The organism is Bradyrhizobium sp. B124, assembly GCF_038967635.1.
In the GTDB taxonomy this organism is placed as follows: domain Bacteria; phylum Pseudomonadota; class Alphaproteobacteria; order Rhizobiales; family Xanthobacteraceae; genus Bradyrhizobium.
On sequence record NZ_CP152413.1, the window covers coordinates 1,662,358 to 1,684,817 of the forward strand.

General features: G+C 62.5%; 25 protein-coding genes and 1 tRNA gene. 7 read left to right on the forward strand and 19 right to left on the reverse strand.

Annotated elements, in window-relative coordinates:
* Positions 1-283 precede the first annotated feature (283 nt).
* A complete protein-coding gene (locus AAFG13_RS07895) occupies positions 284-688 on the reverse strand; it encodes a hypothetical protein (RefSeq protein WP_342711667.1) in 405 nt (134 codons plus the stop codon).
* 114 nt (positions 689-802) lie between these two features.
* Positions 803-1,981, reverse strand: a complete 1,179-nt coding sequence (locus tag AAFG13_RS07900) for an MFS transporter (RefSeq protein WP_342711668.1) — start codon at positions 1,979-1,981, stop codon at positions 803-805.
* 135 nt (positions 1,982-2,116) lie between these two features.
* Here AAFG13_RS07900 and AAFG13_RS07905 point away from each other — a divergent pair, with 135 nt between their 5' ends.
* Positions 2,117-2,926 (forward strand): helix-turn-helix transcriptional regulator, encoded by an 810-nt coding sequence (locus AAFG13_RS07905; RefSeq protein WP_342711669.1) that lies wholly within the window; start codon positions 2,117-2,119, stop codon positions 2,924-2,926.
* Positions 2,927-3,248: 322 nt separating this feature from the next.
* On the opposite strand, the gene AAFG13_RS07910 is transcribed toward AAFG13_RS07905, so the two are convergent.
* Both AAFG13_RS07910 and AAFG13_RS07915 read right to left on the reverse strand, forming a co-directional pair.
* Complete coding sequence (locus AAFG13_RS07910) at positions 3,249-3,371, reverse strand: hypothetical protein (protein WP_256459054.1); 123 nt, start codon at positions 3,369-3,371, stop codon at positions 3,249-3,251.
* Between the two features lie 234 nt (positions 3,372-3,605).
* Entirely contained in the window at positions 3,606-4,052 is a 447-nt protein-coding gene (locus AAFG13_RS07915; RefSeq protein WP_021080599.1) for a hypothetical protein, read from the reverse strand.
* A 222-nt stretch (positions 4,053-4,274) separates the two neighbouring features.
* Between AAFG13_RS07915 and AAFG13_RS07920 the strand changes: the two genes are divergently transcribed.
* Positions 4,275-4,559, forward strand: coding sequence for a hypothetical protein (locus AAFG13_RS07920; RefSeq protein WP_342711670.1), 285 nt, complete (start codon positions 4,275-4,277; stop codon positions 4,557-4,559).
* Positions 4,560-4,644: 85 nt separating this feature from the next.
* A tRNA-Arg gene (locus AAFG13_RS07925) sits at positions 4,645-4,721 on the forward strand.
* Between the two features lie 1,513 nt (positions 4,722-6,234).
* Here AAFG13_RS07925 and AAFG13_RS07930 read toward each other — a convergent pair.
* Together AAFG13_RS07930 and AAFG13_RS07935 are read right to left on the reverse strand one after the other, a co-directional pair.
* Positions 6,235-7,182 (reverse strand): helix-turn-helix domain-containing protein, encoded by a 948-nt coding sequence (locus tag AAFG13_RS07930; RefSeq protein WP_342711671.1) that lies wholly within the window; start codon positions 7,180-7,182, stop codon positions 6,235-6,237.
* 9 nt (positions 7,183-7,191) lie between these two features.
* On the reverse strand, positions 7,192-7,671 hold the full coding sequence (locus AAFG13_RS07935; protein WP_342711672.1) for a MarR family transcriptional regulator: 480 nt from the start codon (positions 7,669-7,671) through the stop codon (positions 7,192-7,194).
* Between the two features lie 184 nt (positions 7,672-7,855).
* Between AAFG13_RS07935 and AAFG13_RS07940 the strand changes: the two genes are divergently transcribed.
* On the forward strand, positions 7,856-8,140 hold the full coding sequence (locus tag AAFG13_RS07940) for a hypothetical protein (protein WP_342711673.1): 285 nt from the start codon (positions 7,856-7,858) through the stop codon (positions 8,138-8,140).
* A gap of 746 nt (positions 8,141-8,886) precedes the next feature.
* On the opposite strand, the gene AAFG13_RS07945 is transcribed toward AAFG13_RS07940, so the two are convergent.
* The 13 genes from AAFG13_RS07945 to AAFG13_RS08005 form a co-directional block, all read right to left on the reverse strand.
* A complete protein-coding gene (locus AAFG13_RS07945; RefSeq protein ID WP_342711674.1) occupies positions 8,887-9,126 on the reverse strand; it encodes a hypothetical protein in 240 nt (79 codons plus the stop codon).
* 646 nt (positions 9,127-9,772) lie between these two features.
* A complete protein-coding gene (gene ccoS, locus AAFG13_RS07950) occupies positions 9,773-9,940 on the reverse strand; it encodes a cbb3-type cytochrome oxidase assembly protein CcoS (protein ID WP_212313114.1) in 168 nt (55 codons plus the stop codon).
* Positions 9,940-12,126, reverse strand: a complete 2,187-nt coding sequence (locus tag AAFG13_RS07955; protein WP_342711675.1) for a heavy metal translocating P-type ATPase — start codon at positions 12,124-12,126, stop codon at positions 9,940-9,942. The genes ccoS and AAFG13_RS07955 overlap by 1 nt, the downstream gene beginning before the upstream one ends.
* An 11-nt stretch (positions 12,127-12,137) precedes the next feature.
* Entirely contained in the window at positions 12,138-12,638 is a 501-nt protein-coding gene (locus AAFG13_RS07960; protein ID WP_342711676.1) for a FixH family protein, read from the reverse strand.
* Between the two features lie 16 nt (positions 12,639-12,654).
* A complete protein-coding gene (gene ccoG, locus AAFG13_RS07965) occupies positions 12,655-14,112 on the reverse strand; it encodes a cytochrome c oxidase accessory protein CcoG (RefSeq protein ID WP_212313120.1) in 1,458 nt (485 codons plus the stop codon).
* Between the two features lie 94 nt (positions 14,113-14,206).
* Entirely contained in the window at positions 14,207-15,079 is an 873-nt protein-coding gene (gene ccoP, locus AAFG13_RS07970; protein ID WP_342711677.1) for a cytochrome-c oxidase, cbb3-type subunit III, read from the reverse strand.
* Positions 15,080-15,085: 6 nt separating this feature from the next.
* The gene (locus tag AAFG13_RS07975; RefSeq protein WP_097673061.1) at positions 15,086-15,250 is read right to left on the reverse strand and encodes a cbb3-type cytochrome c oxidase subunit 3; all 165 of its coding nucleotides are present in this window, start codon (positions 15,248-15,250) and stop codon (positions 15,086-15,088) included.
* Between the two features lie 9 nt (positions 15,251-15,259).
* Entirely contained in the window at positions 15,260-15,994 is a 735-nt protein-coding gene (gene ccoO, locus AAFG13_RS07980) for a cytochrome-c oxidase, cbb3-type subunit II (RefSeq protein ID WP_212313124.1), read from the reverse strand.
* Positions 15,995-16,002: 8 nt separating this feature from the next.
* Positions 16,003-17,655 (reverse strand): cytochrome-c oxidase, cbb3-type subunit I, encoded by a 1,653-nt coding sequence (gene ccoN, locus AAFG13_RS07985; protein WP_212313126.1) that lies wholly within the window; start codon positions 17,653-17,655, stop codon positions 16,003-16,005.
* On the reverse strand, positions 17,652-18,149 hold the full coding sequence (locus tag AAFG13_RS07990) for a hypothetical protein (RefSeq protein WP_342711678.1): 498 nt from the start codon (positions 18,147-18,149) through the stop codon (positions 17,652-17,654). The genes ccoN and AAFG13_RS07990 overlap by 4 nt, the downstream gene beginning before the upstream one ends.
* 112 nt (positions 18,150-18,261) lie before the next feature.
* Positions 18,262-18,669 (reverse strand): hypothetical protein, encoded by a 408-nt coding sequence (locus tag AAFG13_RS07995; RefSeq protein WP_342711679.1) that lies wholly within the window; start codon positions 18,667-18,669, stop codon positions 18,262-18,264.
* A 240-nt stretch (positions 18,670-18,909) separates the two neighbouring features.
* The gene (locus AAFG13_RS08000; RefSeq protein ID WP_342713567.1) at positions 18,910-19,659 is read right to left on the reverse strand and encodes a CBS domain-containing protein; all 750 of its coding nucleotides are present in this window, start codon (positions 19,657-19,659) and stop codon (positions 18,910-18,912) included.
* Positions 19,660-19,789: 130 nt separating this feature from the next.
* Positions 19,790-19,918: a hypothetical protein gene (locus AAFG13_RS08005; protein WP_283815085.1), complete on the reverse strand. Its 129-nt coding sequence runs from the start codon at positions 19,916-19,918 to the stop codon at positions 19,790-19,792.
* Between the two features lie 437 nt (positions 19,919-20,355).
* Between AAFG13_RS08005 and AAFG13_RS08010 the strand changes: the two genes are divergently transcribed.
* From AAFG13_RS08010 to AAFG13_RS08020, 3 genes are all read left to right on the forward strand, one after another.
* Positions 20,356-20,712 carry a hypothetical protein gene (locus AAFG13_RS08010; protein WP_212313130.1) on the forward strand — a complete coding sequence of 119 codons (357 nt, stop codon included), beginning with the start codon at positions 20,356-20,358 and terminating at the stop codon, positions 20,710-20,712.
* A gap of 1 nt (position 20,713) precedes the next feature.
* Positions 20,714-20,941 carry a hypothetical protein gene (locus AAFG13_RS08015; RefSeq protein ID WP_342711680.1) on the forward strand — a complete coding sequence of 76 codons (228 nt, stop codon included), beginning with the start codon at positions 20,714-20,716 and terminating at the stop codon, positions 20,939-20,941.
* 93 nt (positions 20,942-21,034) lie between these two features.
* Positions 21,035-22,459 (forward strand): PAS domain S-box protein, encoded by a 1,425-nt coding sequence (locus AAFG13_RS08020; RefSeq protein WP_212313138.1) that lies wholly within the window; start codon positions 21,035-21,037, stop codon positions 22,457-22,459.
* Position 22,460: the final 1 nt, after the last annotated feature.

The window sequence follows — 22,460 nt, forward strand, 5'->3', positions numbered from 1 at the left end:
CACACTTCGCATTCTCGCGAGATGATCTGTCCGAGCTTTGCATCTCGTTCCGCCGGGTTGCTTTGTCGCCTGAAACCGCTCTGACCCTGCAGACTGTCGCGCCCGTTCGCTACAAATCACGACCATTTGTCCTCAAGGATGCCATGCGTGTTTGTCGGATGCAGCCGCCATCCCTGACGACGACGACGATCCCGCGCCGCCTTACCAGCCGGCTCTTCTCCAGCGCTCGAAGGAACTGGGCGTGATACGCACCACGTGACGGCACCCGGCACAGGTCAGATCGTCATCTGAGGTGATACTTCCTGCCGTTCGTGTTCGGGTCGGTATTGTCGCTTGTCGAGAACATCAAGGCCGGCCCGAAATAGCCCCAGCGATCCCGGTAAAGTCCAAATCGGCCGGCGCCCTTGCCGATGATCTCCTGCTGGGTGCTGTTCGCCGGGCCGAGCAGCCTGTCGTCTTCATACAGCCGGGCAGTCTTGATCTCGCCATCCACGTATTTGACCGGGACGAGAAACGCGTGCCCCTGATAAAAGTGAAAGGTGCCGCGCAGAAGTTGTCTGTCGATCGGGCTCGCCGGAACCAGATAGAGCAATGCACTCGACGCCAGGGCAAAAAGCGTCGATCCGATCACGATGCGCGTATTGGCGGATATCCTCAACGGCACTTTCCCCGGGCGCTTGCTTGCCACGCGCCTCTGTAGCGCGCGGCTTCATCACATACAACCGACGGGCATCCGCCATCCCCGGTATGCGGCCGGTGTGGAAGCCGATCTGACAGGCCGTATGTCCGCACAGAACAAGCATCAGATCGTGGACGCGGCGAAGTTGCCAAGGACTGCCATCAGCACCGTCGCGACGGCACAGCAGACGAGCGCGACCTCCCAGCCACCGGTCGCATCGTGGGCAAGTCCGGCAAGCGGTGGGCCTGCAGCCGCGAGCGTATAGCCGAGGCATTGCGCCATGCCTGACAGCGCGGCCGCCTGATGGCTGTGCGCGGTTCGCAGGCTGACGAATGTGAGACCGAGGATAAACGCCGCTCCCGCTCCGAAGCCGAACAGCGCGACCCACACCATCGCAAGCGACGGAAGCTGCCACAAGCCGAGCAGCGCGACGCAGGTCGCGAGCGACACCGCGATCGCGATGCCGCGCTGATCCTTCATGCGGCGGACCATCGGACCGAGGATCAAGCCGGGAACCGCCGTCGCCAATTGCGACACACCGTGCAACGTGCCCGCCGCCGCCGCTGAATAACCTGCCTGCACGAGAATGGCGGGCAGCCATCCGACGATGATGTAGAACACCAGCGAGGTCAGGCCGAGAAAGCCGGTGACCTGCCAGGCGAGCGGCGAGTGCCAGATGTGCCCGCGATGCGACGATGAACCAGGCTCGATCGCCGGAGCCGAGTGCATCCCCAGTTGCGGTGCCCAGACCATTAGCGCCACCAGCGGAAAGATCAGTGTGCTCGCAAGCGAAAGGTGCCAGTTCGATCCGGGCAACAGGGCGAGCGGGATCGCCACAACAGATGCGAGCGCCTGCGCCAATGCGGACGTGATCGCGTAGGCCCCCGTCAGGCTGGCGATGCGGGTCGGGAAGTCCCGCTTGAGCAGGCTCGGCAGCAGGACATTTGCGACAGCGATCCCGGCACCAAGGGTGGCAGTGCCGGCGAACAGCGCCCAGACCGGACCGGACGAGCGCAGCGCGATCCCGGCCGCAATGACCAGCAGCGCGCCGAATAGCGACCGCTCCATGCCGCATCTGCGCCCGAGGATGGCTGCAACCGGTGAGATCGCGGCGAACGCAAGCAAGGGCAGCGTCGTCAGGATCCCCGCCTCTGCCGCGCTGACCCCGCTGCTCTCGCGGATCAGGCCGAGCATCGGCGCCACGCCAGTGATGGGCGCACGGAGCGCCGAGGCGATCAGCAGGATCCCCGCGACCAGGAGCCCCTGCCCGCCCAACGTCCGCATCGGCGCAATCATCGTCATCGCGTGCTCCCGGCTATCTGCATGCGCGGAAACTATCGACTTGGCCGCCGGAAGAATTTACATATTTGCTCTATCGATCGCTAAATTCCGTCACGCGATGGGTTTTCAGCTCCGCTATGGGTTTTGAGCTTCGCTATGGGTTTCGAGCTTCGCTATCCCTGGCCGGACCTCGATCCGGATGACGTCACGGCCCCGGCGCTCGCCGTGCGCCTCGACATCACCGCGAACAGGGTCGAGGCGGCCGAGCATGCGCACCGCAAGGGACAGCTAGTGTTTGCGCTCGGCGGCGGCGTGATGTGCCGCGTTCCGAACGGACTGTGGATGGTGCCGCCGCATTGCGGCGTCTGGCTGCCCGGCGGCACCCGCCACACCAATATCGCAACCGCCAATGCGCGGATCTTCTTCGTTTTCATCGAGCCCGGGGCCGCCGACCTGCCCGACCGCTGCTGCACGCTGTCGATCTCGCCGCTGCTCCGCGAGCTTATCATCGCGCTTTCGGATCGCATGCAGCACGATGTCGGCGATGCGACGCTCGTCGCGCAATTGCTGCTGAACGAATTGCCGCAAATGCCGGTCCAGCAGCTGCATCTGCCGATCTCAGGCGAACCGCGCCTGCGACGGATCGCGGCTGATCTCGCCGACGATCCCTCCGATCGCAGCACGATGGTCGAATGGGCCAACCGTGTGGCAATGAGCGAGAGCAGCCTCGCACGTCTCGTCCTGAGCGAAACCGGCCTGACGTTCGGCCGCTGGCGCCAGCAGCTGCATTTGATCGTCGCGTTGCGTGAGTTGTCGGCCGGCGCAAGTGTTCAGCAGGTCTCGACCGCGCTCGGTTATGAATCCGTCACGGCGTTCATCACCATGTTCAAGAAGGCACTCGGCAAGCCGCCGGCGAAGTATCTCAGTGACATCGTGCAAGGCGGCGGTTCGGCCTTCGCGGCGTGAAGGGCTCCGGCTTCGGTCCTTTCTGGCAAGGAAGGCCGCCGACCGGCGCCTAGAGATCGCAAACGCGTGATTGGCGCAACCGACCGCTGCCTTCATTTGGGCATCTATGAGGAACAGGGTTCCCAGCGGAGAGCAAAGGCGGCCGCCGCAGGGGGTGCCTGCAATTGACGTATCGATCCCACAGCAGCTGGCAGGACGTGGATCTGCGCAATCTCGTTCGGGTCATCTCGGCCTGCACCCTCGGACTCTGGGCATTTGCGGCCGGTCTCCTGATCGGGACCTTCCTGTTTTCATGACTGGCTTGGTGGATCCGCCGTCCGGCCTACCCGCCGCTCAGATGATGGGCGGCGACGAACAGCACGAGCGCGCTCAGCACCAACGCTGACGCGGCGCCGGCAACGCCGCGGGCGAGTTCAGCCTTCGAAAGATTGGACCTGGTTGCCATCACAACCTCCTGCGCGGGCGAGCTGAGGCCGGTCCGTTCCGGCGGTGAGGCTCGCTCTCGCTGCTCGGACCCACAATCGCATCATGAGGATGAACGCATCATGAGCAAAACGAATGGCCCGTGCTGCCGGTTCCAAATTCTGACCGCAGGCTCTCGGATCGCGGGCATTGGCCGCACGCGACAAGCAGGCAAAGCCGCGCTGGAAGAAGGTCCGGAGCGCGCGAGCGTCCGCGCCTACCACTCTTCTGGACAGGGATCGACGATCTTCCAGAGATCGACGCCGTTCTTGATCTTCTTCATCTCGGTGGTGAGCCCGCCATTGCGGCGGATCCAGTCCTTCACCGTGTCGGGATAGTAGGACATCAGGTCGGAGGTGCCCTCGAGGCTGGTGACCTTGATGCCGAAGGTGAAGGCCTTGTCGTAATAGGCCTGGTGGAAGCCGATGCTGGCCTTCGGCGTCACGCAAATCTTGTTCAGCGGCACGATGCCGAACACCAGCGTGCAGGCCGAATTGCAGATGCCGTCGATCACGACGCGCTCGCGGCGGTCGCGGATCTGCTTGTACTTGGCCTTGTACTCCTCGACATAGCCGCCATGGTCGCGCGTGATGTGCAGAACGGCTCGCGCTGGCGTGACCGCCAGAACCGAGAGCAGCAAGGCAACAAGGGGCGTGATGCGCATGGAATGTTCGAAACCGAGGGAAAGGCGGCCCGGGCGGACCTGACCGCAAGACTCTGGCCGGACTGTGTTGGCAATCCGTTAAGCATCCCCAAAAAGGCAAAATTTGGCGCGCTGTGGCTGATTTCCCGCAGCTTTTGGCCGGAATCCGGGTTAAATGAAGCGCCAGAGGATCTTGGACCGGCTGCGGAAGCCGATTCCAGCGTGAATGCCAGGAGGCCGCCAATGACGAAGACCAAGCTTTTCGCCGCCCTCGCCGTGACCGTTTCCCTGGCCATCCCGGCCTTCACCCCGGCTGCAGCGGCCGACCTCTCGGCCACCCCGCACCATCACCGGCATCACCACCACGCGCATTGGGGCCTGCCCTACCACATCAGCTATCTGCACAATTACGGCCCGGGCCCGGCCGCCGGCAGCTTCGCCTATTATGACGGCCCGTCGACCAACAAGTGCTACCAGAGCTCGGCTGCCTATATCGGCCAGGATCGTCGCCGGCATCCCTGCTTCTGAGCTCAAAGCAAGGCCGGCGGGAGGCGTGGACGCCGTGCCGTCCCTGCTGGCCCCGACAGCCCAAGTCTGATAATCGAACCGCAACGCGCTCGTAGCTCAGCTGGATAGAGCATCGGATTTCGATTCCGAGGGTCGGGAGTTCGAATCTCTCCGAGCGCGCCAGTCCGCCCCACTCTAAACACTCTAGATTTGCTTTGGTTTTTGGCTTTCAAGCCATCGATAACCCTTGCCTGTTCCGCGAGAACGCAAGGAGATCGAAGAGCACCAAAACGCCCCTAAGAGTCCGGACAGTCCCAGAAAAAGTCCCAGACTGGTTCATGGCCCGTTCTCGGACCCGCAGAGAGCCTCCTCACCCGCCCTCCATAACTCGACGCTCAGCCGCTCAAGCGGGTTGGAGGGAGACATCCTGTGCCTAGACGTTTCCCCAAAACGCGAAGCCCCGCCGCGGCAAACGGCAGGGCCCATCGCAAAGCTCAGTGCTCGGCAGCAACTGATAGCTCAGCATATTACCCGGGTAAATCCGGCGCAAGAGTCTCTGTCTTCGTCGGCAGAAAGTACGTCGGTGCCATCTTTGAAGTCGACGGCGTCCATCTGGTCCTGAGTGTCAGCGGTACTAATCCAGGCACCCTCGCAACTCGGAAGGCCGCTGCCGGCGCTCTCAGCGAGGTGACGCACGGCTGATCGAACCGTTGGTTCGGTTGGTCGCGCGCACCTCGTTGCGGGCCTGCACGGTGGCCCCCGCCGCAACTGAGTGAATACGACCAACCGGCCGCGAGAATAGTGGCGGGTCGAGATCGGCCATGTCCCCGCCGCCGGCGAAATCGCTCACTGAGGTGAGCGATTTGCCGCAGATGAATGACCGCAAGGTCGATCAGCATCGTCGACGGGATGACCACCCGAACCGAGCTGGCCGGCGAGACGAGCCGAAAAAATCGTCTCAAGCGGACACGGTGGGGACAACGCCGTGCGGACCTCCAAGATATGGTCCGAAGGGAAACTAGTACGCGGGGCTTCGGCCCTCTCTCTCGTCAGGAGCTTCAGTCGGGTTTGTCACCTGACTGAAGGCGGAAAGGGCGAAGCTGTGCCTGCACGGTGGACGAAAGCCCAACTGCGAGCCGCCTCCCGCGGTGGCTGCGTCCCCGTCTGCCCGGCCCGCACTTCAAGGTTAGGAGGGGCGCAGTCGGAAGCCGTTCCGGGTGGAAGGCTCCGTTGGCAACACCAAGCAAATGCGCCCTGTATTGTCGTCGGCCTGCTTCAGCTCTTCGCTCATCTCCTCTCGGGCCCCTCGCTGCTCTTCGCCCGTACCTATCCAAGCGGTGATAGCAAGACGGCGCACTCCAGATGTCAAAAAGGGGAAACACCATTGGCGATACGCTACACCTAAAAATTTGAGCCTCCCCATCGCTACCGATTACGTGGGCGCTCTCCGACCATGCAAGGAGACTTGATAGAGACGGGATTCAGGCCGGCCCGGCCGGAGGCGCGGGCCAACAGCTTCGCCCAGCAACTCAGGCACCTTGCCGACCGGGTAAGCCTTAACTTCGTCGAGCTTTGAGAAACCAAGCCGCCTTCTTCAATCCGTTCGGTCACGCTGCCGATTCTGCCTCGTCGTGACCGATTGCTGGCGACCAGCTGGATACCGCTGCCCCAAACGCGAACGCGGTGCTCTCGCCAACTAGGCCCCTCGCGCCCGTGCGAGGGTTTCCGAAGGCATCTCGCCAAATGCGTGGCCATAACATCTGGCGAAATCGCTCATGTGCCAGAAGCCGTTGGCCCGCGCTGCCGCGGTCACCGTAAGGAGCGGGCCTCCTTTGACGAGGAGCTTGCGGACCGACCACATGCGTTTCGATCGCAAATGTTGATGCAGGCTAACGCCGCAGACCTGCTGTACCGCGGTTTGGAGCGTACGAACGGAAACGCCTAGCGTCTGCGCGAGACTAGCACTGTAAGGGTCGGCCTCGCCGATCGCGGCCACCAGTTCATCCAGGTGCTCGACCAGCTTCCGATGCCGGTCGAACGAGCCGGGCAGTGCCCGCTTGACGCTGTCCTCGACCAAGGCGCTGTCGAGCCCGGCTATAAGCGTCTCCTGCAGCTGCCCGCTCAATAGCTCGAACTCCTTGAGTTCCCTACAGCTGGACGCCAGGCAAAACATGTCCAGAATCGCCGATCGTATCGCCAACATCTTCGCCGGTGTCAGCCTGAACAGCTCTATTCCGCTCTCGAAGTCGGCCCATCCGCGATTGCGCATGTCGGAGCCGAAGCGCAGCATGAGGTAGGTATTTGCATGTCGTTCGACGACATCGACGGGCGCCCGGCCGCGGATGACTCCGATCGTAGAATCGCCGACCGCGTTCCCGTTCATCGTCGCGTGGAAGGCCAGAGGAACAACGACTCCAACCCCGCGATTGGCTCCGAGATCCCCCTCCATTCGCCGGGCGAAAGATCGCTGCAGCACGAGAAGGCAATCAGGAAGCGCCAGAATGCTCCGCGAGACCGAGATGGGCGAGGAATCCAGCGGCGTGCTTCTCATTCCGCCGATAACATCGTTCGGACGAAATTCGTCGAAACTGTTGAAACGCTCGATGCGCAGGACCGGCGATGGATCGAGCCAACGGACAGGCATCGTGACCTCCTAGGAAAGCGGATGATCCAGCAGGGCCTCACCCGTGCGCGCAATTCCCTTCATCAGTTCGACCGCCGACCGGAAACTGTCTTCGCCGAACCGTTGGGCCAGCTTCGCCTGTACTTCTCTCCAGCGCGGTAGCGCGCGAGACAAGACCTGCCTGCCGCTGGAGGAGATAGAGATGTCGCGCACGCGACGGTCCGCTCCGGGCGCGATTCTCACCAGACCGCGGCGCGCAAGAATTGAGACGTTGCGCGCGAGCGCGCTTGGGTCCATCGACATCCTCACCGCAAGTGCCCCCATGGTCACAGTCCCTTGCCGCGCACAGGCAACGAGCAGCATGAATTGCGTTGGCTCCACCCCGACGGGTGCGAGAGCCTCGGCATAGAGCCGGGTGATCACGCGGCTTGCCTTCCGGACATTGAAGGCGGCGCAGCAACTACCCACCACGGCCAGTTCCTCGGGCATTGGCGACACAACCTGCTTCATCGAGCACCTGCGTTATATGCATATACCGATAATTTATCGGCATATGCCGTTTTCAAATGGTTAATCACAAGATTCCCACAATTTGCCGGATTCCGATAATCGGATTGATCAAGCAATTAAGTCGATGCCCTCAATATCCCTCGACACGACATCAACACCGAGCGCACGCGAAGGGAGAAGCACCATGCCGGACATCGCCAACCTCGATCGACGTAGGCGCCACCGCCCCGCGCCGTCGCTGGTATGCCGGGCAGCGCCGATCGATTCGTCTGAGCCTTGGAGTGCTCACCGGCAGAAGGCGCGCGAGGCGCTACAAGAGGCGGTTTTTGCCCTTCAGATCACTCATGCACAAACATCCATTGTGATCGAAAAGATCGAAAATCCGGAGAACCGCAAGCAACTACAAGCTCAATCCGCGCGGATCGGTACGTTGATCGACCTCGCCTGGTGCCGACTCGGCGATATCTGATCACTGGTCGCCGGGTTCGGCGGAGGGCGTCGCACTGCCCTGCATCCGATTGCTACCGCGATGCTGGCGATCGTTGGGCATCGAAAAGAGAGCTCGACATCCCGATGGGCGTCGAGCGTCCAACGCGCTGCTAACGAAGGCAACTGCGATCACCGGTCATCGAGCGGCCCGACCTGCCCTCGGGAACGCCGATGACGCAGCCCGGCAGGAAACTTCCTGCCGGGCTGCCATGCATGCTGCGACCATACGTATCGCTCCTGGGCGTCAAACCGAGAATTCGTCGAAGCCGGCGCAAACGGCGAAACGAGACTTGTCGCTATCTCACAACGCGATCTCACAACGCGCGACCCGCGTCGGTCACGAAGACGCCCCCGCAGCACAGGGCCAGTGATCCAAATATGCTGACCGGCCGTAACCGCCCGCATCGAATGAAGCCTAACGACCGCGCGAGTTGCGGCACGCACGGTCGCGCGCGGCATTATGGCGCACAACATCAAGCTAAAGTGCGAAGAAAGCGATTAGCGCCAGTACGCCCAGCAGAACGCATGCATCCGAAGATGGCGACCCAATGTGTCGCACGCTCATGGCAGAATACTAATCCTTCAGGTTCTGATCGGATAGCTGTAGAAAGATGTTGTTGCTCGACAGCTCTTTCAACCTGTTCCTTTGCGCGCTTGTCCGCGCGACAAATTGCAATCCCCTCCGGCGCGACGCCGTGTCGTACCTCCGCTTTGTCGGGCTAACTCCTATTGATGATAGAGCTTGCGAAGCACTTTGAGGGCCACGCGTTGCTCCTCAACGTACTGCTGCACTAGTTTCCGAAGCTCCTCGGATAGCAACTCGGCGGCGTCGCGCTCAACTTCGTCGAGTATTGCTTCGGCATCAGCTAACCGTATCATTACCACCTCGACGTGCCTGACAGGCCCCGGTATTTGAGGCGGCAACTTCCAGCGATAGAACGGGAACCAGTCGGACCAGAGCTTCAATCTATAGCGGATCGATGGGGACGCATTGACCTAGCTCAAGGCTCGGCGGCCTCTGAGATCGGCGATATTGCGAGGCGAACTCCTGGGCCACGTAAGCTGTTGCAGCACCATCGCGGCCGAGGCATGCGATCAACGCCCCAATCATTTCATCGAGAGTGTCAGTTTCCAGCTCTGCGATTGCGCTACGTCAACCGTTCAAGCGAGTGAGCGTGTCACGATAAATGCTTCAGCGGAGTAACTTACGATATGCGTCGGCTTTTGACCTCGACGATTCGAGCGCTGACTTTGTTGGGATGGCGGGACATCGCGTCCGCCCCGTTCGGCTGCGCGATCCAGCTTGCTGTAATCGATGACGATCAACATCCGCTCGGTTTCCCCTGTGTCCGGCGCGCTGACGGATGGTTCGATGCCACCACGATGCAACCCGTCATGGTGTCCGCGACACACTGGCGCTATTGGCGGCCTGACGTGCTGCCGATGTGCTGCTGCTGATAATGGCACGGTTTGGTACCATCAACCGGCTGGTCTCGGTCCTGCTCCTGCGGTCTCGGGTGTCGCAATCGCGGCGGACGGACTGGACACTCCTGCTGGCGCTCGCCTGCACCGCGTTGACGATCGCATCGGCGGTTTCACTCGTGTATTTTCATTATTTGGACTGACCCTGACCGCTGACGGGCTCGTCGTCGGCGATGGCGCGCCATGCCGCGCCATCGAGGTCGTCATATTGGCCGCTCTTGAGCGACCATAGAAAGCCGAGTAGCCCGGCAAAGCCAAGCGCGAGCGCCAGCGGCACCAGAATAACCAGAACTTCCATCAGCCCGTCTCCGTCGTTCGTGCTCTCAGCGCGTTCAGCATCACGATCACCGATGAACCCGACATCGCCGCCGCGGCGATCAGCGGTGTGACCAGGCCGGCAACCGCGATCGGTACCGCCAGCACATTGTAAACGACGGCAAGCCAGAGATTCTGCCGCATCAACCGCAACGCCTTGCGGGACACCTTGACCGCTGTCAGCACTGGCACGAGACGTTCGCCGAGAAAGACCGCATCGGCGACCGCCTGGCTCATGTGGGTCGCCGTAACGGGCGACATTGAGGCGTGCGCGGCAGCCAGCGCTGGCGCATCGTTCAGGCCGTCGCCGACCATCAGCACCTTGCAGCCTTGGCGCGCCAGCTCCTCGATCCGGTCGATCTTGTCGACCGGAGACACTTCCGCACGCCATTCATGCACGCCGAGCACCTCGGCCGCGAGGCGGACCGCGTGTTCGCGATCTCCGGACACGATCTCGACGGCGATGCCCATACGCGCCAGCCCTGCCACCACCTCGGCCGCGTCCGGCCGCAGCCGTTGCCGAACGGCGAAGACATATCTGCTCTCGCCATAGCTGAATGCGACGACGGATGCTTCCGTATCGTGGCACAGGATCTCGTTGGCGAGGTCATCAGCGCCGCAGAATGACGGGCGACCCAGCCGGATCGGACGCCCCTCGTAAAGGCCGTAGACACCCTGCCCCGGCTCTTCCTGGATATCGGGCAACGGTGAGGCCGTACCCGCCTTGCGCGCGACCGCGGCAGCGACCGGATGACGACTCGAGAGCGCCAGCCGGCCTGCAAGCCTCACGACATCGTCCGGGATTTCCGCGACATTGGCGACATCGAGCTCGGGCAGCGTCAATGTACCTGTCTTGTCGAAGATCACCCGGTCGATCTCGGCAAGCCGCTCGATCGCATCGCCGGCGTTGAGCAGCACGCCCGAGCCGAACAGCGCGCCGGACGCGACGGTCTGCACCGCCGGAATGGCAAGACCCAGTGCGCAGGGACAGGTGATGATCAGGACTGCAATCGCTGTCACGATCGAATCATGAAAGCTCGCGCCATAGGCCAGCCAGCCCAGCATCGTGAGCAACGCGGTCGCGTGCACCACCGGGGCATAGAGCCTCGAGGCCCGCTCCGCCAATCGAAGATAGCGCGAGCGCGCCTGCAGCGCGCGATCGAGCAGCTGAGATATCTCATCCAGCAACGTACCACCCGAGGCGGCCGATGCGCGGACGCGCAATGTTCCGGTACGGATCAGCGTGCCCGCGAACACAGCGCTGCCAGGCGTCGCTATCGCCGGCAAGGTTTCGCCCGTGATCAGGCTCTGGTCGACCTCCGAGCGGCCCTCGATCACGTTGCCATCGACCGAACAGCGCTCGCCGGGCCGCAGCAGCACGATGTCGCCGGGCCGGATCGCAGCTACCGGGACCGTTCTGATCTCAGTCGGACTGATGAACTTCGTCGCGGTCTCCGCCTTGAGGGCAGCCAGGTTGCCGGCAAAGGCACGGGTACGCCGCCGCATGTTCTGGTCGAGGTAGCGGCCAGCGAGCAGGAATGCGATCAGCATGATAGCGGCATCGAAATAGGCGTGTTCGGCGTGGTTGAGGGTCTCGATCACCGAGGTCGCCAGCGCAAGCACGATGCCGATGCTGATCGGCACGTCCATGTTGACGCCGCGTGCCCGCAGCGCTGACAGCGCCGACGAAAAGAAGGGCTGCGCCGAATAGGCGGCGGCCGGCAGCACGATCAGCGCCGACAGCCAGTGAAAGAAGTCGCGCTGTTCCGGCAGCATGTCGGAGACGTTGCCGGACCATACCGGGACCGACAGCATCATGACGTTCATCGCGGCAAAGGCCGCGACGCCCAGTCGTCGCAACAAGCCTTGCGCTCGCTGCGCTTCCAGCGTTTCGGCATCATTCCGCTCGAACGGATAGGCCTTGTAGCCGAGCTCGGCGAGCCGGCTTACAAACAGCGCCGGATCAAGTGCACCCGCCTTCCATTCCAGGGCCAGGCGGCTGTCGGTCAGGTTCACGCGGGCCGAGGTGACGTCCGGTATGGTCGACAGATTACGCTCGATCTTGGCCATGCAGCCCGCGCAATTGATGCCCTCGACTGCGAGATCGAGATGGATGAGCCCGGTACCCGCGCTCTTCAGATAGTGAGAGAAATCGATATCCGGCTGCATGGGATGCACCTTCAGTTCAGCAGGATTCGGTTCTTCGACAGGAACATGCGCCGGCCATCGGCGTCGCCCTCGATCACGAGGTCCCACTGCCCTGCCGCGACGCCTTCGGCGCGGCCGCTATAGCTCCCACCCCCGGCCTCGCCAATCTCGATTGCCCGATCGGCGCGACGATCGATCGGTCGTTCGAGTCGAGCGAGGAAGCTCAATCCGGTCAGAGGCACGCCGGCGTGGTCGCGCGCCTCGAGTGCTATTGCGGCGCTGCCGTCAGGCCGCCGATCGATATGGGCCTGGACCCGCCAATCGCGCTCGTTCTGCTGCCTGGCCGCATCGATCTCGTGTTGGTAGGCGAGGCTCGCACTATAGGCGCTGTCGACCTCTGTGCCCGGAAGAGTCGAAATGGCAAGGCGCATCATGACCATATTCACGCTGATGACGACGGCGAAGAATGCGATCGTCGTGACCAGGACGAAACGTCCGGTGATGGGTCGCGCGGCTGGACGAGAGGCTGCCATGGCGAGATTTCCGTGGTTAGGGAAGGACGAAGTGGTCGGTCGCGGAGGCGATCTCTCCGAGGCCGATGTCGGTGACGCGGAACGTGACCGGCACCGACTTTTCCGCCTTTTCATCGAACGGCGCCGTCACCAACACGCGAAGCTCGGTGGTGGTGTCGCGGCCAAGGACGATCATCGGACGGTCTGGCGTCACGGAGTCCGCACCGATGACGTGCAGCTTCGCGTCGGCTGGCCCATCGACATCGATCGCGATCACGCGATCAAAGCCGCGCTTGTTGAGGAAACGCAGCGTGTATCCGTTGCGGATCGCGCCGTCACTGAGACGCACCGCAATTGGGTTGCGGTCATGGAGCACATTGACGTCGAGCAGGGTTCGCGACATCAACGCGTAAAGCATCACAGCGCAGACGACGGTGATCAGGCTGGCGTAGACGACGGTACGGGCGCGAACGGGCTTGAAAATCTCCTGCTTGCCGGCAACGCGCCGCTGAACGTTGATATCGTTGTCGTATCCGATCAGGCCGGTCTCGCGGCTGACCTTTGTCATGACGGCATCACAGGCATCGATGCACAGGCCGCACTGGATGCAGCCGAGTTGCGCGCCATCACGGATGTCGATTCCGGTCGGGCACACGGCAACGCACTGGTTGCAATCGATGCAATCGCCGGCCTTCTCGCCGAGCGAGCGAATGTCGAACGCCTTCTTGACCGAACAACGCGGCTCACCGCGATCGTATTTGTATGTGACGTTGAGCGCCCACTCGTCGGTCAGCGCGGCCTGTATCCGCGGCCACGGGCACATATAGACGCAGACCTGCTCGCGCATGTAGCCGGCCAGCAGATAGGTCGATGCGGTCAGCATCGCGATCCAGACATAGGCGATCGCCGGCGCCTGAAAGGTCGCAAGGTCGCGCACCAGGGTCGGCGCATCGGCGAAGTAGAGCACCCAGGCGCCACCCGTCCACCAGGCGATCATCAGCCAGATTGCGTGCTTCAACGCACGGCGACCGGCTCGCTTTGCGGTCATTGGGCCAGCGTCGGCCTTCATCTGCGCGCGGCGGTCACCTTCGACCAGCCGCTCGACCGCATAGAACAGATCGGTCCAGACCGTCTGCGGGCAGAGATAGCCGCACCAGATCCGCCCACCCAGCGCATTCATCAGGAACAAGGCGAGCGCCGCCAGCACCAGAAGGCCGGTGAAATAGTAGATTTCCTGCGGCCACAGCTCGATGAAGAAGAAATAGAAGCGTCGGTTTGGAAAATCGATCAGGACCGCCTGGTCGGGCGCGCCGAGGCCCCGATGCCAGCGCACGAACGGCAGCAGATAGTAGACGCCGAGACAGACGGCCATCAGCCGCCATTTGATCGAGCGGAATCGGCCTGAGACGCTTTGGGGAAAAACCTTCTTGCGAGGCGCATAAAGCGGCCCGTCTTCGTCGGTTATGAGTTCATCAGGCGACACGGGCTTGTTCATGGGTTGCTCGAGTGAGGCTCTGGTTGAAACCTACATCCCTGCACCGTGTCCGGGTTTGACCTCGGTCAATGATCCCGGCCCCTCGCGGTGGCGGCTACTTGCCGCCACCCAACGAGTGCACATAGACCGCCAGCGCCTTGACGGTGACAGGGTCCAGGCGGCCGACCCAGGCCGGCATGACGCCGGCGCGGCCGTTGGTGATGGTCTCGACCAGCGTCTCCTCATCGGAGCCATAGAGCCAGATCTGGTCGGTCAGGTTCGGCGCACCGAGCTCCGGGTTGCCCTTGCCGTTGTCACCGTGGCAGCTGGTGCAATTCTCGGTGAAGAGCTTCTTCCCGGCGGCGGGGTCGAACTTCGGCGCGGTGGAAAGGCCGGAAAGGGAGCGCACATAGTTCGCGACGGTCACGATCTCGTCCTTCTTGAGGACGCCGTCGCGGCCGAACGCCAGCATCTGCCCTTCATGGGTCTTTGCGTGCCCGGAACGTGCGCCGAACTGGATGGTCTGCATGATCTGGTCAAGCGAGCCGCCCCACAGCCAGTCGTCGTCGTTCAGATTCGGATAGCCCTTTGTACCCGCGCCGCCGCTGCCGTGGCAGGGCGCGCAATTGTCGGCGAACACGGTCCTGCCGCGGGCGCGAGCCAGCGCCAGCAGAGCGGGATCCTTCTCGATGTCGGCCAGCGACGCATTGCCGAGCACCGCCATCTTCTCGCCGCGCAGCTTCTCGAGATCGGCAAGGTCGGTCGCGACACTTGCGCGGGTGGAATACTGGAACAGACCGGTGGTGTAGCCCGAGACCAGCGGCCAGGCCGGATAGACGACCCAATAGCCGATCGCCCAGATGATCGTGGCATAGAATGTCAGGACCCACCACCGCGGCAGCGGCGTGTTCAGCTCCTTGATGCCGTCCCACTCATGACCGGTCGTGCTGCGGCCGGAAACGCGGTCGATCTCATTGTGCTCGCTCATGATCGGTCAGTCCTCCCGCAGCGGCATCCGGGCCGCGGCGTCGAAGAGAGATTTGTTGCGGGGCCACAGCGCGTAGGCGACGATGGCGATGAAGATTCCAACGAAGATGGGCGTCCAGAGAGTGCCGACCAGGCTCGACGCAAAATTCTCGACTTGAATGATTGCTTTCATCTCGTGCCCTCAGCGCAGATTGGCTTTTTCGTTGTAGAGCTTGAAGTCGACGAGCGTGCCGAGCATCTGCAGGTAGGCGATCAGCGCGTCGAGCTCGGTCGGATTACCGGCCTTGCCGTCGAAGTTACGGACCACCGCCTTCGGATAGCGCTTCTGGAACGCATCGGAGCCGGGGCTGTCGGGGTCGACCTGTGCTTTCAGATCGGCGGCCGCGTTGGCGATCTGCTCGTCGGTATAGGGCACGCCGACCGCGCGGTTGGTCCGCAGATGGGCCATGGCGTCGGACGGGTCGAGCTCCGTCCTGGCGAGCGCCGGGTATCCGGGCATCACCGATTGCGGGACGATTGAGCGTGGATTGATCAGGTGCGTGACGTGCCAGTCGTCGGAGTACTTGCCGCCGACGCGCGCCAGGTCCGGTCCGGTGCGCTTGGAACCCCACTGGAACGGGTGGTCGTACATGCTCTCGGCGGCCAGCGAATAGTGGCCGTAGCGCTCGACCTCGTCGCGCAGCGGCCGGATCATCTGCGAATGGCAGAGATAGCAGCCCTCGCGGACATAGATGTTGCGGCCGGCGAGCTCGAGCGGCGTATAGGGCCGCACGCCGTCGACCGCCTCGATCGTGCTCTTCAGGTAGAACAGCGGCGTGATCTCGACCAGTCCGCCGATGGCGATGACGACGAGAATGCCGACGATCAAAATGATCGAGTTCTTCTCAAAGATCTTGTGTCGATTCCAGAGAGACATATCGTGACCTATTCGGCAGGCTGGAGAGCACCGGCGCCCTCGGTTTCGCTGGCTTGGCCGGCATTGACCGTCATCCAGAGATTGAAGGCCATGATCAGGGCGCCGACCAGGAACAGCGCGCCGCCGGCCGCGCGGATGATGTAGAAGGGATGCATGGCCTCGACGGACTCGATGAAGGAGTATTCGAGGAAGCCGAGCGAAGTGTAGGCACGCCACATCAGGCCCTGCAGGATTCCCGACACCCACATCGCGGAAATGTAGAGCACGATGCCGATCGTCGAGATCCAGAAGTGCCAGTTGACGAGCTTCAGGCTGTAGAGCTGGCGATTCCAGAGCCACGGGACGAGGCAATACAGCGCGCCGAACGAGACGAAGCCGACCCAGCCCAATGCACCGGAATGCACATGGCCGATGGTCCAGTCGGTGTAGTGGCTCAGCGAGTTGACAACCTTGATCGACATCATCGGGCCTTCAAAGGTCGACATGCCGTAGAAAGCGACCGACACCACCATCATGCGCAGCACGGGATCGGTCCGCAGCTTGTCCCAAGCTCCCGACAGCGTCATCAGGCCGTTGATCATGCCGCCCCAGGACGGCATCCAGAGCATGATCGAGAACGTCATGCCGAGCGTCTGCGCCCAGTCCGGCAGCGCCGTGTAGTGCAGATGATGCGGCCCGGCCCAGATGTAGAGGAAGATCAGCGCCCAGAAATGGATGATCGACAGCCGGTAGGAGTAAACCGGACGCTCCGCCCGCTTCGGAATGAAGTAGTACATGATCGCCAGGAAGCCGGCGGTCAGGAAGAAGCCGACCGCGTTGTGGCCGTACCACCACTGGAACATCGCATCCTGCACACCGCCCCAGGCGATATAGGACTTCGAGCCGAGGAAGGAGACCGGCAGCGCGGGGTTGTTGCCGAGATGGAGCACCGCGATCGTGATGATGAACGCCAGGTAGAACCAGTTGGCGACGAAGATATGCGGCTCCTTGCGCTTCACGAGCGTCATCAGGAACACGAGCAGATACGTCACCCAGACGATCGTCAGCCAGAGATCGGCGTACCATTCCGGCTCGGCGTATTCCTTCGACTGAGTCACGCCGAGCAGATAGCCCGTGCCGGCGATCAGGATGAAGAAGTTGTAGCCGACCACGACGAACCAGGGCGACAGGTCGCCTGCAAGGCGCGTCCGGCAGGTCTTTTGCACGACATAGAACGACGTTGCGATCAGGACGTTGCCGCCGAACGCGAAGATCACGGCCGACGTATGCAGCGGCCGCAGGCGGCCAAATGTCGTCCAGGGCAGATCGAAATTGAGCGCCGGCCACGCCAGTTGCGAGGCGATGATCAGACCCACGGCGAAACCCGCGATGCCCCAGAACATCGCCATGGCGGAAGCGAACTTGATCGGGCCGAGATTGTAATTGGGGCGGCCGCCGATCTCCGCCGGAGGCAGCTCGGCCGGACGATCAAGGTACCGATTGCCGATCATGATCACGGAGATCAGGCTGGCGGCGCAAGCAAGCGACGCGTGAAAACTGAACGCCGCATCATGGCCCATCGCAGCGCCGAGAAAGCTAACGAAGGCAAAAACTGCGAGTGCCGACGCCAAGCCGGCTTCGCCCATCGTCATCGACTTTGAAACGGAAGATGGACCTGTCATGTGGAGGCTTTCTTTGGGTGCGATGACGTCATGGAAAACACAATCTGGCCGGTCGTCGCTTGATCGGCATCAATTCCTGCGCCATGCCGCGAGCCGCTGGCGCCGCGGCTCAGCGCGGTCAGAGTCAGTTCGTTTGGACAGTATTTTGCCGGACTGGCCCGCCGCTCCCGCGCCAGATCCGCGGCGCAACGTGCCTTCTCACGGCACAGGCCGCACACTCGCTGCAGATCACGCAACACATCGCAATGGGAAGAAGCGAGCATCTGCTCGGACAAGCCTGCATGCTCGAGACGCTTGCTCAGCAATTCCGGCGAGCCTTGCTCGCGGGCTAGCGCACGAAGGTCCGACGTCGAGAGGTTGAGCTCGTGAGCGATCTCGTCGACCTCTCGAGGCGTCATGAGATCGAATTCGTGTCGCCGAGCAAGAAATGCTCGCAAGCGGCCGAGTAGATTCTCGAATTGCGGCGAGCTATTGCCAGCTGATCGGTCGGTCATTTCTCAAGCCCCGTTCTGGTTCTCCACCTCTAGCGGAGAGATCCGATTCCCGATTTGATCTTGGTCAAACGCGCGATGTCGCGGCAACCGATCGTGACCGCTGCCAAAATCGTTAGCCGCCCCAGGCTGATGGCAATGCCGGCGGTGTTCGAAGCTCCATGGAGTCGGCAAAGATCGTCCAGTCTCGGACACCCTTCTGTCTGCAGAAGTCGGCCTCGGCAAGCTGTGCAGCCGTGGAAAGCGAGGCGGCGTCGACCTTGAACGTTGCCTGACAGGCGCGATGTTCGTGGCCGGTGTCGTCGCAAACGGTCTTGATGAAACGAACGTCAAATGATGGCATGGCATCCTCGCATGGGCTGGTTGGTTGTTGTTTACGCTGCCATGAGTGCGCGATGCCGGTATTGATCTTTCGCAAGAATGTCGTGCAAGGAGCAGATGTCTTGCTGCGGCGAATATCGAAGGCGAGCAGAGCCTTGAACGATCTCGATCGCGCGGACCACGCGCATTTCGTGCGGCTCACGTGATCAGGAACGACAACCGGACCGGACGAGGTACTATTCGTAGCGAGATTTCCAGTCTGCGGATCCCGGCCGGACTGCCGGTATTGATGTCGCCTTTCGGCTAGCGGTCCATCCGGCGGCAGCGATCGCGAAGCCCACGATCGCGCAGATCGCAAGCAGCGTTGCGGCGAATCCCACGACATCGGCGCTGATCACTGCGATCGCGATCAACGGGATCAGTATGATTGCGGGGCGAACGATCATCCTGCCGTCTGCCTCACCGCTTTGGCGGCAGCCGCTCGTTCGTCTTCCACGGACTGGATATAGAAGCCGGAATAGGTGTCGACGTAGCACAGATGATCATGCACCTCCTTGACGCCGGCGGCATTCTCCGCGGCGACAATCGCCGCCTGTCTCGCCCGCTCATCCATGATGACCCCGCGGAGGTGCACCACGCCGTTGCGCACCGAGACTTGCAGCCCGAGCGGACACCAGTTTGCACCGTCGAGTGCCCGTACGATGCGATCGTGGATGTGCTCGTCATCCGCCGTGGGATCTGGAATCTGGTGCGCGATGGACGCGACTGCCCGCAGCAGGTCCGCGCGTGTCACGAGGCCAACGAGGCGCCCGTCGCTCATCACCGGCAGCCGCTTGACGCCCTTCTTCTCCATGAGATCGACCAGATCAGGCAGAGGCGTTTCTTCCGTCACGGTGACGGGATCGCACGACATGATCTCTCCGACCTTCCGCCCGCGCTCGTGGACGAAGTCCGCGGCTGCATAGCCGGAGCCGAGAAGGAACTGAAACCAGCGGCCACGCCGGCGTTGCGTGCCGATCTCGCTTCGCCGCAGAAAATCGCTCTCCGACAGGATTCCGACCAGTCTTCCGGCCGCATCGACCACCGGCAGGCCGCTGATATGGTGATCCATCATCAGTTTGGCGGCGTCGAGAATGGATGTCTCGGCTCCGACAGTGATGACGTGTCTTGCCATGATCTGATGTGCGCGCATTTCTGATCTCCTTCCATCGCCTGCCACCAGGGTCACACGCAACAGGCTCGTCTGCCTTGATCTCCCTCAACGCCTGCGCTTGACGGAAATCAAGGCGACGCGACCGATGATCGACGATGCTGACGCCCTGTCAGGAGACCAAAATCATGTTGCAGAACCTGCTTGCCTCGATGGGGGTACTGGCGATTGCCGTCGTGACGTTCGCCAGGATGCGCTTGCCGCCAAAGCGGCCGGTCAGGCAACCCGCCAGGTCAAGCACCCGCCAGCTCCGTCGGCGCCGACCGTTCTAGGCCGCCGCCTGCCCCGATCCGACCATCCGACCGGAATTTTGATCTGCATCAAAACGGAGCGCCGCGCCACCGTTAAGGATGCTCGTCCGTCAGGATCGTGCAAATGGCAGACATAAGGGCTTGGCGCCCCATCATCTTCTCGTGTCCAAATACCGGCGATCGAGTTCAAGGCCTGCTACCGGCCGACGCGTCCGAGCCCCTGGCTGACGATCTGCACTCGATCTCCTGCGCTGCCTGCGACGGCGTCCACTTCATCAATCTGCGAACCGGTGCCGTCGTCAGTCCCAAGCGCAGCTAGCCTGGTCGCGAGAATCACGCGGGCCAGAAGCTATCGAGTTGACACGCGTCAACGCGCAGGGGCCGCCCGCATGAGAAGCAATGCTCCCTACAACGAAGGATGTTGGACATGACAGACCATAGCGAAGCCCGTCCCGTCTCCGACGCCATCCAGAGCTACGCGAAGCGGGCGATGGCGGTGCAGTCGGAATTCTCGGAGAAACTGATCGAGGCAAACCAGCACTGGTTCGAGCAGATCCAGATCGAATCGAACGAAGCCTGGGAGCTTTTCCGCAGGTTCAACTCCACCGCCTCGGCGGCCGAGAAGATCACGGCTCTGCAGGACTGGGCCAAGGGCGTCGCCGCGCGTAGCGCGAACGACGCGACGTACGCGATCGAGACCGCGCGTTCGCTGGGCACGATCGAGCTGAACCTGTTTGCACGAAAGACCAGCGGCGTCGACGAGGCTATTCAGGAGGCAGCCTGACGTGCCAACACGCGACGCTCCAGAGCGCCCAGAAGCGGGCGTCAGCGCGACATGGGAGGGGGTCGCGACGGCCCCCTTCGGTCGAGATCTTGAACTCGCCGTGATCGAGGGCAACGCCATTCACAAGCTCGTCTTTCCATGCCGCCGCATCCTGGGTGGCTGGGTGACGGCGAAGACTGCCGAACGCATCCTGGTGCAGCCCACACATTGGCGTGCCTGGGTCAAATAGGCCAGCTCGCAACTACCCCGGATAGAGTGGCTGGTGGCATAAAGCGTCCGAACGTTGTAGGATTGAACACGCTGAGGGTCTTGCCGGGGAAATATGACTGACCGCATCTGGTACCGCTATGGCACTGCCGCGGCAGCGGCCGCGCTTGTATTCGTGGTGCGCGCGGGGCTTGATAATTATTTCGAGGACCGGACCTTTACGATCATCTACGTGCCCGCCGTGCTGTTTGCCGCTTTCGCCGGCGGCCGTGGTCCGGCGATCGCCACCACCCTGCTCTGCCTCGTCGTCAGCGCCAAATTCCTCGGCTGGAGCCTGGTCACTGAGCCCGCGAATCTGATCGATATCGTCTGCTTTGCGATCCTCGGCCCGATCCTTGGCTTCATAGGCGACCGGCTGTTGAGGGAAAGCGACCAGGCTCGAAATCGCCAAGCCCATCTGCAGTCGATCCTCGACACGGTCCCTGACGCGATGATCGTCATCGACGACCACGGCATGATTCGTTCCTTCAGCGCGGCAGCCGAGCGACTGTTTGGCTGGAAACCGGACCAGGTCGTCGGTAAGAACGTTTCGAGTCTGATGCCACAGCCCTATCGCGGCGAGCACGACCGGTACCTCGAACGCTACCTTTCGACCGGCGAGCGGCGCATCATCGGCATTGGCCGCATCGTGGTCGGAGAACGGAGCGACGGCTCGACCTTTCCTATGGAGCTCGCGGTCGGCGAGGCCAAGGTACGCGGAGAGCGCTTTTTCACCGGCTTTATCCGCGATCTCACCGAGCGCCGCGCGCAGGAACGGCGGCTTCAGGAGCTGCAGTCCGAGCTGGTCCATGTATCGCGCCTGACTGCCATGGGGGAGATGGCGTCCTCGATCGCGCATGAGATCAACCAGCCGCTCTCGGCCATCACGAACTACATGCGCGGTGCGAGGGCGCTGCTGGCGCCGGAAACGCCGGAAGCTGCCCGCATCCGGGACGCGCTCGAGCGGGCCGCGCAGCAAGCACTGCGGGCCGGCGACATCATCAAGCGCCTGCGCGAATTCGTCGCCAAGGGCGAAACGCAACACTCCCTGGAGAGCCCCGCCACCCTGCTTGAAGAGGCCGTCGCGCTCGCGCTGCTCGGCGCCAAGGAGCAGGGCGTTCGGGTGGCGATCCGCAGCGACCGGGACATGCCCTCGATCATCGTCGACAAGATCCAGATTCAGCAGGTCGTGCTCAACCTGGTTCGCAATGCGATCGAGGCTATGGCCTCCAGCCCGCGCCGCGAATTGACCGTCGGCGTCGCCAAGACTAACGGTGTTGCGACGTTCACCATTGCCGATACCGGTCCGGGCATCAGCCCTGACATCGCCGACCGCCTGTTTCAGCCTTTCATCACGACCAAGGAGCATGGCATGGGCGTCGGCCTCTCGATCTGCCGGACCATCATCGAATCCCATGGCGGACGCATCGACGTGATGCCAAACACCGGTGGCGGCACGGTTTTTCAGTTCATCCTTCCCTTCGCGGAGGACGGAGAATAAG